General features: G+C 58.9%; 16 protein-coding genes. 13 read left to right on the top strand and 3 right to left on the bottom strand.

Annotated elements, in window-relative coordinates:
• The 8 genes from purU to NKH23_RS27985 all read left to right on the top strand — a co-directional run bounded on the left by purU (position 1) and on the right by NKH23_RS27985 (position 6,735).
• Positions 1–855: a formyltetrahydrofolate deformylase gene (gene purU / locus NKH23_RS28020; protein WP_353035861.1), complete on the top strand. Its 855-nt coding sequence runs from the start codon at positions 1–3 to the stop codon at positions 853–855.
• A 210-nt stretch (positions 856–1,065) separates the two neighbouring features.
• Complete coding sequence (locus NKH23_RS28015; RefSeq protein ID WP_353035859.1) at positions 1,066–2,838, top strand: ThiF family adenylyltransferase; 1,773 nt, start codon at positions 1,066–1,068, stop codon at positions 2,836–2,838.
• Positions 2,826–3,356 carry a Mov34/MPN/PAD-1 family protein gene (locus NKH23_RS28010; RefSeq protein ID WP_353035857.1) on the top strand — a complete coding sequence of 177 codons (531 nt, stop codon included), beginning with the start codon at positions 2,826–2,828 and terminating at the stop codon, positions 3,354–3,356. The genes NKH23_RS28015 and NKH23_RS28010 overlap by 13 nt, the downstream gene beginning before the upstream one ends.
• 34 nt (positions 3,357–3,390) lie before the next feature.
• Complete coding sequence (locus tag NKH23_RS28005; protein ID WP_353035855.1) at positions 3,391–3,747, top strand: DUF1883 domain-containing protein; 357 nt, start codon at positions 3,391–3,393, stop codon at positions 3,745–3,747.
• A gap of 702 nt (positions 3,748–4,449) precedes the next feature.
• Positions 4,450–5,184 (top strand): helix-turn-helix transcriptional regulator, encoded by a 735-nt coding sequence (locus NKH23_RS28000; protein WP_353035853.1) that lies wholly within the window; start codon positions 4,450–4,452, stop codon positions 5,182–5,184.
• 82 nt (positions 5,185–5,266) lie between these two features.
• Positions 5,267–5,899, top strand: a complete 633-nt coding sequence (locus NKH23_RS27995) for an acyl-homoserine-lactone synthase (RefSeq protein ID WP_353035851.1) — start codon at positions 5,267–5,269, stop codon at positions 5,897–5,899.
• 28 nt (positions 5,900–5,927) lie between these two features.
• On the top strand, positions 5,928–6,167 hold the full coding sequence (locus NKH23_RS27990; protein WP_352908131.1) for a transcriptional regulator domain-containing protein: 240 nt from the start codon (positions 5,928–5,930) through the stop codon (positions 6,165–6,167).
• A 52-nt stretch (positions 6,168–6,219) separates the two neighbouring features.
• Positions 6,220–6,735 carry a DUF2285 domain-containing protein gene (locus tag NKH23_RS27985; protein ID WP_353035849.1) on the top strand — a complete coding sequence of 172 codons (516 nt, stop codon included), beginning with the start codon at positions 6,220–6,222 and terminating at the stop codon, positions 6,733–6,735.
• Between the two features lie 19 nt (positions 6,736–6,754).
• On the opposite strand, the gene NKH23_RS27980 is transcribed toward NKH23_RS27985, so the two are convergent.
• From NKH23_RS27980 to NKH23_RS27970, 3 genes are all read right to left on the bottom strand, one after another.
• Entirely contained in the window at positions 6,755–7,021 is a 267-nt protein-coding gene (locus tag NKH23_RS27980) for a DNA -binding domain-containing protein (protein ID WP_353035847.1), read from the bottom strand.
• Between the two features lie 202 nt (positions 7,022–7,223).
• Complete coding sequence (locus NKH23_RS27975; RefSeq protein WP_353035888.1) at positions 7,224–7,904, bottom strand: OmpW/AlkL family protein; 681 nt, start codon at positions 7,902–7,904, stop codon at positions 7,224–7,226.
• Between the two features lie 165 nt (positions 7,905–8,069).
• The gene (locus NKH23_RS27970; RefSeq protein WP_353035845.1) at positions 8,070–8,471 is read right to left on the bottom strand and encodes a hypothetical protein; all 402 of its coding nucleotides are present in this window, start codon (positions 8,469–8,471) and stop codon (positions 8,070–8,072) included.
• Between NKH23_RS27970 and NKH23_RS34715 the strand changes: the two genes are divergently transcribed.
• The 5 genes from NKH23_RS34715 to NKH23_RS27945 all read left to right on the top strand — a co-directional run bounded on the left by NKH23_RS34715 (position 8,447) and on the right by NKH23_RS27945 (position 14,969).
• Entirely contained in the window at positions 8,447–8,752 is a 306-nt protein-coding gene (locus tag NKH23_RS34715; protein ID WP_502906959.1) for a hypothetical protein, read from the top strand. The genes NKH23_RS27970 and NKH23_RS34715 overlap by 25 nt on opposite strands.
• Positions 8,753–9,260: 508 nt before the next feature.
• A complete protein-coding gene (locus tag NKH23_RS27960) occupies positions 9,261–9,470 on the top strand; it encodes a hypothetical protein (protein WP_352485074.1) in 210 nt (69 codons plus the stop codon).
• A gap of 611 nt (positions 9,471–10,081) precedes the next feature.
• Positions 10,082–11,344: a lysine N(6)-hydroxylase/L-ornithine N(5)-oxygenase family protein gene (locus NKH23_RS27955; RefSeq protein WP_353035843.1), complete on the top strand. Its 1,263-nt coding sequence runs from the start codon at positions 10,082–10,084 to the stop codon at positions 11,342–11,344.
• A gap of 506 nt (positions 11,345–11,850) precedes the next feature.
• The gene (locus NKH23_RS27950; RefSeq protein WP_352819008.1) at positions 11,851–12,630 is read left to right on the top strand and encodes a phytanoyl-CoA dioxygenase family protein; all 780 of its coding nucleotides are present in this window, start codon (positions 11,851–11,853) and stop codon (positions 12,628–12,630) included.
• A 200-nt stretch (positions 12,631–12,830) separates the two neighbouring features.
• On the top strand, positions 12,831–14,969 hold the full coding sequence (locus NKH23_RS27945; RefSeq protein WP_353035841.1) for a class I tRNA ligase family protein: 2,139 nt from the start codon (positions 12,831–12,833) through the stop codon (positions 14,967–14,969).
• The last annotated feature ends 307 nt before the right edge of the window (positions 14,970–15,276 follow it).

Below are 15,276 nucleotides of genomic sequence, written 5' to 3'. Positions count from 1 at the left end.
ATGTCTCAACTCCAGATCCTAACTTTAACCTGCGATGACCGTCCCGGCATCGTCGCGGCCGTTGCAACCGAACTGGCTGTGCTCGGTGCCAACCTTGCCGAGAGCAGCCAGTTCTGGGACCGCACCAGCAATCGCTTCTTCATGCGTCTGGCCGTTGAAGGAGACGAGTCGCTTTCGACCGCCTCAATCGAGCGTGCGCTCAAACCGGCAATCGACCGCTTCGGCTTGTGTCTTCACACCGTCGATGCGCGCCGTAGGCCGAAGATCATCATAATGGTATCGAAATTCGACCATGCAATGCTTCATCTGCTTTATCAAATCAAGGTCGGTTGGCTGAAGGCTGACGTGGTGGCGATCGTATCTAACCACGAAGACAGCCGTGAGGTCGCTGAGCGGGAGCGGGTCGCCTATCATTACTGGCCGGTATGCAAGGACAACAAGACCGAGCCGGAACAAAAGCTGCTCGGTCTCGTAAGCGAAACTGGCGCGGACCTCGTGATCCTGGCGCGATACATGCAGGTCCTGTCTGACGCCGTGTCAACGTGCCTATTCGGCAAGATGATCAACATTCATCATTCCTTCCTGCCCTCATTCAAGGGCGCAAAGCCCTATCATCAGGCATACGAGCGCGGAGTGAAACTTGTCGGCGCTACCGCGCACTACGTGACGCCCGACCTCGACGAAGGTCCAATCATAGATCAGGAGGCTGAGCGCGTAACGCATGCAATGAGCGCGGAGGATTTCGTTGCGACGGGCCGCGACATCGAAAGCCGGGTCCTTGCACGGGCCGTCAAGCTGCATGTGGAGCGGCGGATTATGCTCAACGGAAATAAAGCAATCGTGTTCTCAGCTTAGCTGAGAACGCCTCAATGTGAAAATCTGTATCTTCGACCAATCACAAAGGAGAATCGACATGGCACGGCCCCCAATCCCCGGCAACCCAGGCCACACCCCGCCGGGCCCCCCCGACTGGGTCCCAGGCCCGCCAGATGGCGTTCCGGGTCGTCCGCCCGGCGTTCCGCCTGGCCCCAAGGACCCACCTCAGCTGCCGGATCGTCCAGTAGGATGACCTGGATAGGCTACGGCGATCTGAAAACAGGTATACTCCCCCACTGGGAGCATACCTGTGTCGGACGACTGGATTTCGAACTCCGTGACCTGGCATTCTTCGCCCGAGACTCGCTGCGAATAGACGAAGACCAACTGAAACAGGGGGTGCTCAGCATCGAGTTCGAATGGCCGCTGGCATCCGGGGAAGTCTGCCAGCTTCGCGCAGTTTTCCCCGACAGCTATCCCTTCGTGCGCCCGCAAGTCGCCCTTCGAGGAAACCCGGAAACTTTTCCGCACAAGCATTGCTCACCGACCGACGGCAACCTTTGCCTGTTGGGCCGTGACACAGGACTGTGGTCCATCGAGTGGACATTGGCGAAACTTCTGGAGAAGCAACTCGCCAACGCTCTGAATGGTACGGGCATGGAGGATCCACAGGGCGAACCGATGGAATTCTGGTGGAACGCCTTCGCCCCGGCATTCGATGGCTATGTCGACGGCAGCTATATGTTGATCGACACTGCCTGGAATGTAGGAGCTGAAACAGAGGGCACGTTGCGGGCGTCTTACTCCCTTCAAAAGATGGACGACAAAATTAGATTCCAGGGTGTGGTCGAGGAAATCAAGGCGAAGGACGGGTCCGTTCTAGCTGCCCGGAAATTTCCGCTTCCTCCCGGACTTCAATTGAAGAAGGTCACGGGCATATTTCCGTGGAGGCGCGTAGGTCGTTTCGCGCCGCCATCGCCCGAGGGTTGGCGGAAGGCGCAGGGCCAGCTTACCTTTGGAGGCGACGTGATCAATAGTGGCTCGCCCGCTATTTCGATGTCCGTCACGGTCCAATCGACGGAACTCAGCCACCGTGTTGACGGCGACACCTGGCTATTTCCACTGCGTTACGGACCAGCAAAGTCGTTCCGGGCTGTGAAGCAAGGACAGAGAGGGACCAGCCCCTCCATGATCATAGTTCCCACGCTCCGCGCCGGGGCCACAGACATCGGCGCCCGAGTTCCATCGGCCGGCATCTTGAAGGATAAGGTGATTGCCGTCTTCGGGATGGGAGCTATTGGTGCCCCAGTTGCGATCGAGCTTGCCCGCAACGGCTGTTCCCATCTCACCGTCATCGACCATGACATCGTCGAACCAGGAAACTCGATCCGATGGCCGCTTGGTGCGACGGCCTGGGGAATGCGAAAGACGACCGCCGTCAAGCACCACGTGGAATCCGAATACCGGAGCGTCGAGGTCGAGGCGATCCATCAGACCGTAGGCATAGCCACGGCGGCCGACGGGAACGGAGGAGACCATTCAGTTCTACCGCCGATTTTTGGGAAGGCGGACATCGTCATCGATGCAACGGCCTCTTCCGGAATCTCACGTTTGCTGGCCGATCACTGCAAGTCCGCAGGCAAACCGATGATCTCTCTTTTCGGGACGCTCTCTTTGAAGGGGGGCGTCGTTGCGGCCTATCAGCCGAAATCCGGCTGTCCAACCTGCCGCGAATTTGCCTACGCGAAAGGTTTGATCGAGAAAGCTCCTGGGTCAGGAGAAATCTCCGCGCTAAATCAGCCGGCTGGATGCGCCGAGTTGACCTTCACTGGGGCTTCATTCGATCTTCATGAATTATCGCTGGAAGCTGTCCGGTTGACCGTGGACATTCTCTCGCAGCCAGCCGAGTTCAAGGAATCCTTGGTTCACACCCTCACATTGCATGACGGCATCAAGCGGGTGCCGCCGTCTTGGCGGGTGGATGGGTTGCCTCCCATGAAGGAATGCGGATGCAAGCCATAGTGTGGGTGCCTCGGGCGATCATGCAGGACATGCAGATCGATGCCGACCTCTGGTATGATCGGGAAACGGGTGGGACCTTCATGGGGTACTGGGCCGAAAGCAACGTTGCCGTCATAACAGCAATGATCCCGGCCGGGCCCCGAGCATCTCACGAGCGAAGCAGCTTTCTCCCTGATCAAAGCTGGCAACAGGCGGAGATTGCGAAGCACTATGAGCGTTCCGGGAGGTTGGACACGTATCTCGGGGACTGGCACACCCACCCCGATGCCGTTTCGAACCGCCTGAGCTGGACGGATCGAGTATGCCTGAAAACGATCATAAAAACCCCGACGGCGCGAAATCAGAGGCCCGTCATGATGCTCATGTGCGGCAAACCGGGTGAGTGGTCTTTGCACTCTTGGTTCTGCCAACTGCGGACCAAGGTATTTCTCTTTGAATTCCTGGATGAGAGAGAAGCGACTATCGAAGCCTACACGAGTCCCTCTTCTGAAGCAGGCGAGGAGATCGTAACAGCTTAAATCAAAATTCTGGCCGACACAGGATGAGGGGGAGATGAGTTTTACGCATTGCGATTTGTGGCAGTTTTCTCGCGGTCAGATGGCCGAGATCACGCTCACGTCGGGAGCCAATCTAAGGTTGCTGGATTTGACAAGTTGCAGCAATTACGGGCGCGGAGAACGACATCAGTATATTGGCCGGCTTGCGAAGCAGCCAGTCCGCCTGCAGGTTCCCAAGTCGGTGCATTGGCATGTAGCCGTCGATATGCAGGGGCTTAAAGGCAGCACTTGTTCCAGCATCAGGAAATTGCCCGGGCCTCTACCCGAATTGCGCGAATCTCTGTGTTCTGTTTCGTCCCTGGTCAGGGAAAGTACGCCGCCGGGAACATCCACAGACGGGAATCGCCAATAGACGAAATGTTCATCTCCCATGTTTCCGAAGATAAGGAAGATGCCGTCTGTCCACTGGCGCTGAATGATGGACTCGCAGTCTGGTGTGAGTTATTTGAGCTTCGGATCGGTAACAGCCTCAGGCGGATCGATCAGGGATTAGCGAACAGCCATTTCGGCGTGGTCGTTTTGTCAGAGCCGTTCTTCAGAAAGGCTGGACGAACTACGAACTCGACGGAATCGCCGCTCGGTCTGTCAAATGGGAGCAACAGCTTCTACCCACCTGGCATAAATCGCCCAAAGCACTGCTACCAACACGCCTGACGATTTCCGACCTGATCACGTCGGTTATAGCTGCATAGGAATACAATGGCCGCGTTGCCGATCACCGGTCGAAATTGTCAAAGACGAACACTCGCACCGCGCGTCTTTTTGTTGGATTCGGTGACCCAATTTCAGCCCGGCCGCTGCTCTCCACCAATGCGCTTCGCACTCTCGAACTGCTCCATCAGCACCTTCTTGTGTTGTGAGGGTGCTGTAGCATTTCAGATAAAAACGTCCGAGATCGCCGCGTAGCTACGGCTGGCGAGCTAATGATATGCGCAACCGTCGCGGCATTTGTAAAGACGGTCAGCCCGGCCAGTTTGTGAGGTCGGCTTACGATGGGGTCTACAGGCCGGGTGGCGCACAGCAGAGAGATTGAGTCAGGACAATGAGGAAGGACATGCGAATTGTCTTCGAGACATTCCTGGAAAAATTATCGGCGAGTGTCGAGGAGAGCGATTTTCGCGGAGCCCTGGCCGATGTCGCCTCAAGTCTCGATCTACTCGCCTTTGCCTACCTCTCCATGCCGCCGGGGTCGGATGGCAGGCCCATGCTCATCTCCAATTATCCGGCGCTCTGGAGAGCGCGCTATCTTGAGAACCGGTATCAAAACGTCGACCCGGTCATTTTACGTGCAAGCTATGGAAAGTCCCCATTTCGATGGGGATTTGACCTAAAAGGTTTTGATCTGTCCGAGCCTCAGCTTAGGTTTTTCGAGGAAGCAGCGCAGTTCGGCATCCGCTGCGGCGTGACGATCCCGATCATTGATGGTCGCGGCAATTTTGCGGCTATGACCTTTGCCGCTGACAAGCCCGATCCTGCATACTTTCGCGTGGCCGATCGCTACGAGCAAGGTCTTCCGTTTTTCGCGAGCTGTTTTCATACGTTCGTCCGCTGCAGACTATCGGGCGATCAAACAGTTGGCGGTGTGTTGTTGACGCCGCGTGAATACGAGTGCCTGCAGTGGGCGGCGCGTGGCAAGTCCGCCCGAGATACCGGGGACATCCTGGAGATCTCGCGGTATACGGCTGAGTTCCATCTGGCAAACGTCCGCAAGAAGCTTGGCGTGACAACCACCCGACAGGCGATTACGCGTCTGGCGGCTTCAGGCTTTTCGCTTCCAAAGTCGGCTTGACCTCCGGAACTGCACAGGCTGCGCTTTCGCGAAGGATCGTCTCCAATGGCGAGGAAATGTTTCCCGCTATTGGAGGCCTATGATGATCCAGCTTATTGCGCCTGAGTGCTACGACGACTTTGCTGACGGACTGCATGCAATGTATCGGCTTCGATTTCGCGTCTTCAAGGAACGCCTAGGCTGGGACGTGCAGGATAATGGCGGCTATGAAATCGATTCCTTTGACGCGCTCAGACCGCACTACCTGTTGTTGCGCGGTTTCGACGGCCGGGTGGAGGGTTGCGTTCGCCTTCTGCCCTCAGCGGGCCCGACCATGATTCGCGATACCTTTCCCATGTTGTTGGAAGGAAGGGCTGCACCTGAGGATCCGAGCGTGTGGGAAAGCAGCCGTTTTGCGCTCGACATAGCTTCATCTGCGCAAAAGGGAGCGGGCGGTATCGCTCTCGGCACATACGAGCTCTTCGCCGGCATGATCGAGTTCGGCCTCTCACGCCGGCTCAGCCACGTCGTCACGGTCACCGACTTGCGCATGGAGCGCATTCTTCGTCGCGCCGGCTGGCCCCTCGAGCGGATCGGCAACCCGCACACGATCGGCGCGACACGCGCACTGGCGGGCTACCTCGAAGTGTCGAAAGCGACACTCCATGCGGTACGACAAAATAGCGGTATCGACAGTCCGGTGCTATGGGCGCCGGTGCTTCGCCGGGTGGCGTGAATGTGACGCCCGGCAGGAGAGCACAGTCATGTCCACGTCTCTTGCGACGGACGCCGATCTGCCCGACTGGTGGAATGATAGGTCATACGACTATGCCGCTCAGCTGACGCTGCGTGGCTGGGCCTGGGAGTTTTTGCGGCGCAATCCGGTATTCCAGCATGATGTGCTTGCTGCGCGCCGGCAGGCCAGCAGTTTGCCGCATGGAACCACCGTCGAGGTGATCGCGTCGGCCGGCAACCTGTCGCGCTGGGGTGTTTCGTTTCGCTGAATCTTACGGGCGCAATGCGCCTGTGTTTTGGTGTCCCCGCCGGTGCCCAAGCGTGTTGCCTGTCATCGCGGAACGGCAATTTGCATCGTCGACTATATCGTCGTTCGAGCTGGCGGCATTGCCATGTCGTGCTGCAGTCCTGCTGATGCCCGACAAGAGCCAGGAGGTTCTTCTTCGCGATGCGGAGCGCAGCCTCCAGCTTGCTGTTTCGGGAGCGGATGTCCTGCATCCTGTTTACCTGCGCACCGAGGCGATCTGGCCGGCAGCACTTTCGAAGCATCGTCTGTTAGCGCTGGAGTGCCTCAATGCCCTTTGTGCCTGCGGTAAACTGCCCGCGCGCTTGTTTCCGCCGGAAAGACGCGGGCCCCGATTGAACTTCGTCCTCCGCGCTCTCGATGGCGCGCTTGCCGGAGCATCACATCGCGAAATCGCCGAAGCGCTGGTCGGCCAAGCGCGCGTCCGGTCCGACTGGAACGATCCTCAAGATCACCTGCGCGATCGTATCCGCCGCGCCGTCTCACGTGGCCGTGCGCTCATGAACGGCGAATATCTGAATTTCCTTCTTTGAATGAGATCCGCGCTGTGCGTCAGCCGGCGAACAGTTCCTTGTAGCCGGTCGTCACCATCCAATTAGCACGGTCGATATGGCTGCGGATAGCCTTTTTGGCGCGGACCGGTTCAGTGGACGGGTCAATGCCGAGAATGCGATTGGCCATCTCCTCCTCGCCGGCATGGTCGGCACAGGCATCCAGAATACGCAGATAGATCGTGAAATGCTGCCTGTCGTAGCTCGTAAGGCTCTCCGACCAGGGGACTTCGTCGGCAATCGGCGTGATCGATTTGGGCTGTAACATCGCTGATTATACCCCCGCAAAACGGCCTCCGCGAAGCCCTCCGCCAGCGGATTGAGAAACTCAATGTGGATGCCCAAGGGTTACAAGGCCCCACCCCCCAATGATCCGGGTCGACTCGCCCGTGCAGCGGCCGGCGTGGAAAGGGCGCCCGAGGCGCCCTTCATTTCAGATCGGCTGTAGCAGGCCGCCTTCGCGTTGCGTATCAGAAGCGGTAGGTGACACCTGCGCCTATCAACCACGGATCGAGCGCAGCCTTCCCCGTCAGCTTCGCGCCGTCGACCGTGACGTCGAAGTCTGGCTTGAGGAAAAGCTTCTTCACGTCGAAGTTGACGCCCCAGTGCTGATCCACCATGTAGTCGAACCCGACCTGCAGCGCGGCGCCGAACGTGTTCCTAACCTTGAGAGCGTCGGCGCTGCCGACATCCTGGTTATAGAATATCGTGTAGTTCACGCCGGCACCAACATAGGGCTTGAAAGCGCCGAAATTGGTAACATGATACTGCAATGTGAGCGTAGGCGGCAGCAGCCAAACCTTGCCGATCTTGCCCAGCCCGCCGATCGCTCCTTGGCCCCCGATGTTTGCATAGGTGGTGCCGAGTATGAGCTCGGCGGCGATGTTGTCCGTGAAGAAATAGGAGATATCGAATTCCGGCGTCACCGTGTTCGAATAGGAAAGATCGGAGCCGGGCACTGCTTTGACGTAGCCCGAATCCTCAGTGACGACCCCCAACGCACGCAGGCGGATCTGCCAAGGGCTTGGCGCTTCCGTGACCGAGGCTCCCGCCTGCGGGACGCTCGCGGCTTGCGCAAGGTCCGCCGCGACGGCCTGCTGTCCCATCACGATGAGGAAAACGGCCGCTGTTACTCCCCGTGCCGCGCGCATTTGGTTTCTCGCCATGATATTCTCTCCTTGCTGTTTAGAAATGATGCACTGAACTACGAAAAGTCTTGTTCGAATTGCGTGATTGGCGGAGCGCTCATGCGCAGTTTGCGTGGGACCGCGCACCAATTATTTGCGCCGTGCTCGCAATCATCGACCTGTACTCACTTAGAAGTAAGCGGGATAACCAAAGGCCTGCAGCTTTGCGGCCGTCTTACGCGCGTGACCCGGGTGGGACGCGGTCGTCCCGCTTCGTGGTGGCGAGCAGGATCGGCGGATAGGCGGCAAGGGTGGTCCCGGCGCCATAGTAGTGCGGATTTCCGGCATCTTGCCAGAATTGTAGAGGTACTGACCGCGGCGCGTGATCACGGGAACCTTGTCAGGACGGTCGAAGATCGCTGTCAGGGCCTCGTGGTCGCGATCGAACTGTGTTCCACCGAAGTGCCTCAGGGTCCTGGCAGACTGGCTGTCGGCCCAGGCAAGTGTCTGTTCTCCTTCTACATCTTCGAGCCAAAGATGGGGATCATCGTACGGAGCATTCAGCGTTGGGCGGAAATCGAATACGGTCATGTCCGGCTAACCCGAAGAGTGATGTCGCCTGGAAAACAGGCGCAAAGTCTTCCGTCGGCCCGGGAAAGCTCAGTTTTCGCGGCTGCGACCGCATGTTCGGCGAGCTTGATCATGGCATGATTTCTCCTCTGTCCGTGCCGCAGCGCGTTTTGCGGACTGCTTTGCAGGTGTCGTGCCAAATGAAAAAATCATTTCAGAACAATGCGATCACCCTGATGGCGCTGTGTCTCATGTCCGACATCGTCGAAGATCCGACAACGAATGCAGCCGTGACCGCCTGAGAGAACCTCCTGTGCGAGCTCGGTGGGCACGGCGGAATAGCAATGAAGCTCACCGCGAAACTGGCCGAGCTTCAGATCGACATCGGCTACGGGGCGATCGACGACCACTAGGTCGCCGGTGCCGGGCGCGGCACAGCCTGAGGACTCCGCGGCGGCGATCATCGAATAACTGCGTTTACGACGGCTCCACCCTGGCCCACCGGTGGGCGCGCAAAAGACTGCTTTGCGGCCTCATCCCTCCGCCTGGATTGAGTCGCAGGAACCGAATGGCGCATGTGCTTTTGGAACCGGCAGAGTGGTCAGAACGCAATTCTCCTTCCCGCTATCTTTACAGAGATTCGACAATCCAGTTGGTGAAGTTCCCAGATCGCGCAATCATTGATGCGCTCAGGTCTGGGCATGCGCCCATCCGCAACCATGTCATCAAGAGCATCGATCCGACACCAACACAGAGAATTGCTTCCTCATGAGAGAGGCGTCGCGGCGGACATGAGATGCGTCACTCTTCATGATCGCCGCCTCCGAGGATGTCGGGATCGAGCCAGTGCAACGGCACGATAGGGCGAAGGATTTGGCAGCTCTTGCAACTGCCGACCTCGATGGGAGACGGCATATCGCGATCTGTCCGGCAGAGACACCGGGTTATGCACTGTCCGTTCATGAAGGCTTCGTGCTGGTCTCCATGAGAAGTATTCTGGTGCAGAAGGTGCCCGATTAGCTATTCGGAAAAGGCGACATCGACGTGCAAATCGGGCGCCGCCGGTGGCGTCCCCCCTCAATGTCGGATTTCCGACAGGATCGCAAATCCGCCAACCCGCTGTTTAACAAGGTTTTCCTTCTCTGGCACGGCCCATGCACGGGATTCTGCGAACGCATCAGCGAGACGTCGTCCATGATCATGCGCACCGAAAATGCCGTCGCCGCAGAAAAACCGCGCTCTCGCCCGCCATCAAGCCGGCGAAAGGCCGGCGCGTCATGGTCGAGGCGGGCGACTCGGCCGGCTTCAAACACCTGATGGGCCTGGAAAGCGTCTCGCGTAACGGCGAGGCGGTCATCGAGGCGGGCGGAAAGGATATACGTTGATGCCCCCAACCCACGTCCCCGGCATGACCCGTCGATTGTCACCGCGCTGGAATGCTCGGGTCTACATTCGACAACCCGCAGGACAATTCTCGCAAATCCGGTCGGCACCGGGGATCGAAACGTCCGCGAGGGGGCCAATGGCTATGGCCGATACTAGCCGCGAACAAGCCGCCTAGTGGGAAGATTCTATAGGAGGAAAGCCAAGTGGAGTTATCTTGCGTTGGGGTCGGTGCTGGGCCGTCCAATTTGAGCCTCGCGTGTCAGATACACGAGCAAGTTGGGCAAGGGGCACTGTTCCTGGATCGGCAGGTCGACTTCCGCTGGCATTCAGGCATCGCTTTTGATTCCTCGGAGCTCCAGGTCAGCCACTTCAAGGATCTGGTCACGCTGGTGAATCCGCGATCAGCCTACACTTTCGTAAACTTCCTGCACGAGAAGGGGCGTCTGTACCACTTCCTGAACGCACAGTTCGAAGCCGTGCTCAGAGTTGAGTTTGAGCAATACCTGAACTGGGTCTTCCAAAGGAACCCACTTGTACGTGGCGGCGAGACGGTGCGCGAAATCCGATTTGACGGCGAGTTCCGGGTGCGGACGGATAAGGCGGTTCTCGGCGCCAGAAACCTCGTGGTCGGCATTGGCAAGCAGGCGCAAATTCCGTCTCAATTTCAGGGCTGGACTGGACGCAACCTGTTCCACTCATCTGTTTTATTGCACATCCATCCTGAGGTGCGGAGAAAGCATGTCTGCGTGGTTGGCGGAGGCCAGTCGGGAGCCGAGGTGATGTTGCACCTTGTCGGCCTGCCGAAAGAACGGCGGCCTGCCTCGATCACTTGGGTCTCGCAGCGTGAGAACTACCTGCCTCTCGACAACAGCCCGTTCACAAACGAGTTGTTCATGCCCTGCTTTTCGGATCGTTTCGCGGCGATGAGCGAGTCGCAGCGCAAGCTGCTCCTGCGGCGTTTCGTGCTTGCCTCGGACGGCATTTCGGAAAGTACATTGCGCGCGATCTATCAGGCGCTGTACCGCCACGCATTTTTCGAGCCAAACCGATGCGACATCACACTGCGGCCGGGCTGCACCGTCTCGCACTGCATCAACGCCGGCGCGGGTCACAGACTGACCCTGCAGCACGGCATGGACGAGGTCGAAGAAGTCACGGCTGACATCGTCATCCTGGCCACCGGTTACGAGAACGCGGTCCCAGACTTCTTGGCACCCATCGCGCACCGGCTGGAGCAGATCGACAATGAATTAGCTATTCGCGAGGATTTTTCGGTGAGCTGGGACGGACCGGGTGACAGACGCATCTTCGTACAAAACGCGAGCCTCGGGCAGCGCGGCCTGGCCGATCCGAACCTAAGCCTGCTGGCCTGGCGCGCGCGCCGCATCCTCGATAGCCTTCTTGGGCGCGCGCCATGCGCGAACCCCGAGCATCCGGGCTTCATCAGCCATACCTCGATCGAGCGCTGGCCCGACCCCGTAGCCGAAGAAATGGGCAGCGGGATATGACTCGTAGACTTCTGATTATCGGCGGTGGCATCCTAGGAATGATGTCCGCCTCCGCTGCGCCGAAGGCCGGAGGCTTCTCCGAAATCATCGTGACCGAACAAGCCCTTGGACCAAGCGGCGCATCGCATTATTCTGGGGGCGTGCATTTCCCCTACGGTTGTCAAGACCGTACCAGGTCGCTCACTCGAAAGAGCGCCGTGGTCTTGCCGGCCATGGCTGGGTCGGCGGTCAGCGGATGGTGCCGGCCTTTAGCAATGCGTGTCGTGGCTGGACCGGGTGAAGCGATTGATCCGGCCCAGTTTACGGAACCCCTGGACCCGGCTGAGCCTGACATAGGCAGTCTCGCGCCGAGCTTCTGCGGGCAATATCCGCCGGAGCGGAACGCACTTAGCATCGCCGTCCCACATGACGTGAGTCCGTCTCTGTGGACCCGCAACTTGACCAGCGCCCGACTGCCCTAATTGGGATGTCCGACCAACCAGTCTTTCCAACAGGAGGCTTTTCGTATGTTGACTGATGCACAAAGAGAAAAGTGGCAGAAAGACGGATACGTCAGGCTCGAAAGGTTCTTCGCTCCGGCGGCTCAGGAAGATATCTCTATTTTTGTCGAAGATATGTCACGCTGGGATGTCAGCGATGATAAATGGCTCATGTGGTTCGAGAAGACGACGGACAATCGAAAGATCATCTCCAAGATCGAGAATTTTCTCGACTTCCATGATCCATTGCGTCGTTTGCTCTTAGAAGATCAGCGCATACAGTCAGCGGTCGAGGATTTGCTTGGCGAAGATTCGCGCAGGCTCAAGGAGCTGCTGATTTTCCACTACCCCGACAGCGGCGGCTATCTCCCGCATCAGGACATTTATCACATTCCACACAAACTCCCCGACCGGATGGTCCATGCGGTGGTTGCCATAGGCATCGACGACTCCGACCCGGAAAACGGCGGGCTTTTCTTCAGCCCCGGCAACCACAAGAAGGGGGTGTTTCCCATGGATGCCGGTGGGGTGATCGATCCTCAAGTCGCCGAAATGTTCTCCTGGGAACCCGTAGTATGGAAGGCTGGCGACATCTTCATCTTCGACGATTACGCACCGCACTACTCACGACCGAACAAAAGCAATCGTTCGCGGCGGACACTCTACTTGGTGTTCCAGCGTGCTTCAACCGGTGGACCGACCCGCGCTGAATATAACGTGCTTAAGCGCGCCCTTAACCCACCCGAGGGCAAAGTGGCCGATCTCGACAATCTCAAGCCCCCAAATGGCATTTTCTATCGCGATTGAGCTCACGCAGCAAGGCGGAGGCATGCACACGAAACTGATCGGCCGCTCGAAAATGCGCGGAGAGTATGGCGTTCTGATTTGCGGGCTCGCGGAGCGACCGCAGCCCGTTACGACGCTTCGGCACGTGGATTATGGAGGTGGTCGCAGGGCGGTCTTCTATGACGCCTACAGCCCGACTGGCGCCCCCCTCGTCGCCCGCCTTGCGGCCCAGAGCCGCATTATTCTGGCCGGGGCCGCCAACGGGTTGGGCTGCCGCTTCTCTGCGCAACTTGGACAAGAGGCTGTTGCGTTGGCAGCCGAAGATCCCACGGCTTCAACAGCTTAGGTTCGTTGTCATGCGCAAATACACGTTTTCTCGAACGGAGCTGTCGCGGGCGTTCGGTATCGACATGGCCACGCTTGGAACGGGAAGCGTCGGCACGGGTTTTTCGTTCGGTAGGCTGGCACCGGGCGTTACATCCGAGCCCCATCGGCATGACGAAATCGAGGCCTTCGTGGTCCTGTCTGGCGCGGGCAAGGTCACGATCGACCGTGGGGAAATCTCGGTCGAGGCGGGCGATATCGTTCTGTTCCAGCCTTTTGAAGCGCATGTGCTGCGCAACGACGGAAACGAAGACCTAGATTTCGTCGATGTCTACTGGCGAGACGGCGAGGCCGCCCTTGATGCCGCTGCAAAGACCACGGCTCCACGCGGGCCGATCTTCGTCTTCTCCACGCCGCCAACGCCAAATGGCGATCTGCATCTGGGGCATCTTTCTGGCCCCTATTTCGGCGCCGACGTGTATACTCGTTTCCTGCGCATGAAAGGAGTCGAAGCATATCACCTCACTGGAAGCGATGACAACCAGAGCTACGTCACGACACGCGCCGATGCCGATCAATCGACGCCTGCAAACGTGGCGCGCTACTACGCCGACGAGATTCGCGCCACGCTTGCACTTCTCGATTGTGACGTCCACAGCTTCCAACCCACAATGGGCGATGACGGTTACGGCGAGTTTCAAGCCGCGTGTTTCCGCAGTCTTCTGAGCAGCACGGCGGTAGATCTGCGCCAGAGCCCTGCGCTTTTCGACGCTGTGACAGGCCACTATCTTTACGAGCCGGATGTTAGCGGCCTCTGCCCCGATTGCGGCGGCTCCGCCGGTGGCAACATCTGCGAGGAATGCGGCGCCCCAAACCTTTGCCACGACTTGGGTGCAGCCCGGTCACGGCAGTCTACCGAGGCGCCGCTGGTCGGCTCCGTCCGCCGCCCGGAACTTGCCTTGGACCGATGCTACGACAATATCGACCGGCATCTAAGGGCGTCGGGCGTCCCGCTACGGATCTTGGATCTCTTCGCGCGCCTACGCCGACGCGGCAACTTTTCAGTGCCCATTACCCACCCCTCGGACTGGGGCCTGCCGGCCGAAGGGTTCCCGGGGCAAGTGATCTGGGTCTGGCCGGAAATGGCCTTCGGTTTTCTTTACAACATCCAGGCGCTCGGCCGCTTGCTGGGTCGCAACTGGAAGGCGGAGATGCCCGGCAACGACTGGCAGATTGTCCATTTCTTCGGCTTCGACAATTCGTTCTACCACGCGCTACTCTACCCAGCTCTTTACGCAGAGGTCTTCTCTCACTGGACGCCACGCATCCACTATCACGTCAACGAGTTCTACCTGCTCGACGGCAAGAAGTTCTCAACCAGCTGCCGCCATGCGGTCTGGGGCAAGGAGGTTCTGAGCCCAAAGACAGTCGACGTCGTGCGCCTCCATTTGGGCCTGACACGCCCGGAAGGTGAGCGGACCGATTTCACGCTGGACGCGCTGCGCCGCACCGAGAACGAGGTGTTCCAAGGGATATGGCTGAACTGGCTTGATGCGTTGAACCAGGAAATCAAGCAGGATTTTGCCGGCCGTGTACCCGATGCAGGCGACTGGAGCCCGGTCGACCGCGCCTTCTTTGCTCGGATAGAGATCTATCGCGCGGCGATGGAGCGCGCCTATTCGGACGAAGGCTTCTCGGTCCGGCGCGCGGCCGCTCAGGTCTGCGATTTCGTGCGCGATTGCGTGATCTACCGTCGGGCGCGAGACTATGCGGCGGCGCGACGTTTCTATCCCGCCCGCAATCGGACTTCGCTAGCCCTTCAGACGACGGCCGCTGCGATTCTGGCACCGACACTTGCTCCGCTGATGCCCCGATTCGCCAGAACGCTGGCGCGAGGCATCGATGGCGTCTCAACCGAAACATGGCCCCGGTCCGTCCAGCGCCTTGCGCCCGGGACGCGCTTTGATCTCGGACCCGTGTTGATGTTCTACGCCAAATCCGGCAATCCTCATCTCGATGAGGAGGAAGCACTATGAGCCCAAAGGTGCACCAGTGAGCTGTCCCAATCTCGACCAGATCTGCGCGGCAATCAAAGCCGATGATGCCAAATATCTTTACTCGCTGTCACTGGCGACCGAAGCCGCTATCAGACGGTAGAGACCAGATTGGCGGACCTGAACCAACGCATCGTCGTCACCCTGGCCCGCGCCTTCGAGGACCGCTCGGCCGATCGCTTCCCAACCCTTGCTGTTTCGTGCCGCAAATGCCGTGTGGGCTCGACTGCGCTGACCAACCTCTTCGGCATCGCGGGATTTCCGTCCTCCAGCCGGTCAAGACCGTCAT

It is taken from the genome of Mesorhizobium sp. M1328 (assembly GCF_040318075.1).
Taxonomy (GTDB): Bacteria; Pseudomonadota; Alphaproteobacteria; order Rhizobiales; family Rhizobiaceae; genus Mesorhizobium.
The sequence above is the reverse complement of the archived record's forward strand: the minus strand, read 5'-3'. Positions and strand labels throughout refer to the sequence as shown.

Excerpts from the sequence above, each read along its gene's own strand:
- NKH23_RS27970 (WP_353035845.1), bottom strand. The coding sequence starts at position 8,471 with ATGACCGTATTCGATTTCCGCCCAACGCTGAATGCTCCGTACGATGAT.
- NKH23_RS28010 (WP_353035857.1), top strand. The coding sequence starts at position 2,826 with ATGCAAGCCATAGTGTGGGTGCCTCGGGCGATCATGCAGGACATGCAG.
- NKH23_RS28015 (WP_353035859.1), top strand. The coding sequence starts at position 1,066 with ATGACCTGGATAGGCTACGGCGATCTGAAAACAGGTATACTCCCCCAC.
- NKH23_RS27950 (WP_352819008.1), top strand. The coding sequence starts at position 11,851 with ATGTTGACTGATGCACAAAGAGAAAAGTGGCAGAAAGACGGATACGTC.
- NKH23_RS27975 (WP_353035888.1), bottom strand. The coding sequence starts at position 7,904 with ATGCGCGCGGCACGGGGAGTAACAGCGGCCGTTTTCCTCATCGTGATG.
- purU (WP_353035861.1), top strand. The coding sequence starts at position 1 with ATGTCTCAACTCCAGATCCTAACTTTAACCTGCGATGACCGTCCCGGC.
- NKH23_RS27980 (WP_353035847.1), bottom strand. The coding sequence starts at position 7,021 with ATGTTACAGCCCAAATCGATCACGCCGATTGCCGACGAAGTCCCCTGG.
- NKH23_RS27990 (WP_352908131.1), top strand. The coding sequence starts at position 5,928 with ATGTCCACGTCTCTTGCGACGGACGCCGATCTGCCCGACTGGTGGAAT.
- NKH23_RS27960 (WP_352485074.1), top strand. The coding sequence starts at position 9,261 with ATGATCGCCGCCTCCGAGGATGTCGGGATCGAGCCAGTGCAACGGCAC.
- NKH23_RS28005 (WP_353035855.1), top strand. The coding sequence starts at position 3,391 with ATGAGTTTTACGCATTGCGATTTGTGGCAGTTTTCTCGCGGTCAGATG.
- NKH23_RS28000 (WP_353035853.1), top strand. The coding sequence starts at position 4,450 with ATGCGAATTGTCTTCGAGACATTCCTGGAAAAATTATCGGCGAGTGTC.
- NKH23_RS27995 (WP_353035851.1), top strand. The coding sequence starts at position 5,267 with ATGATCCAGCTTATTGCGCCTGAGTGCTACGACGACTTTGCTGACGGA.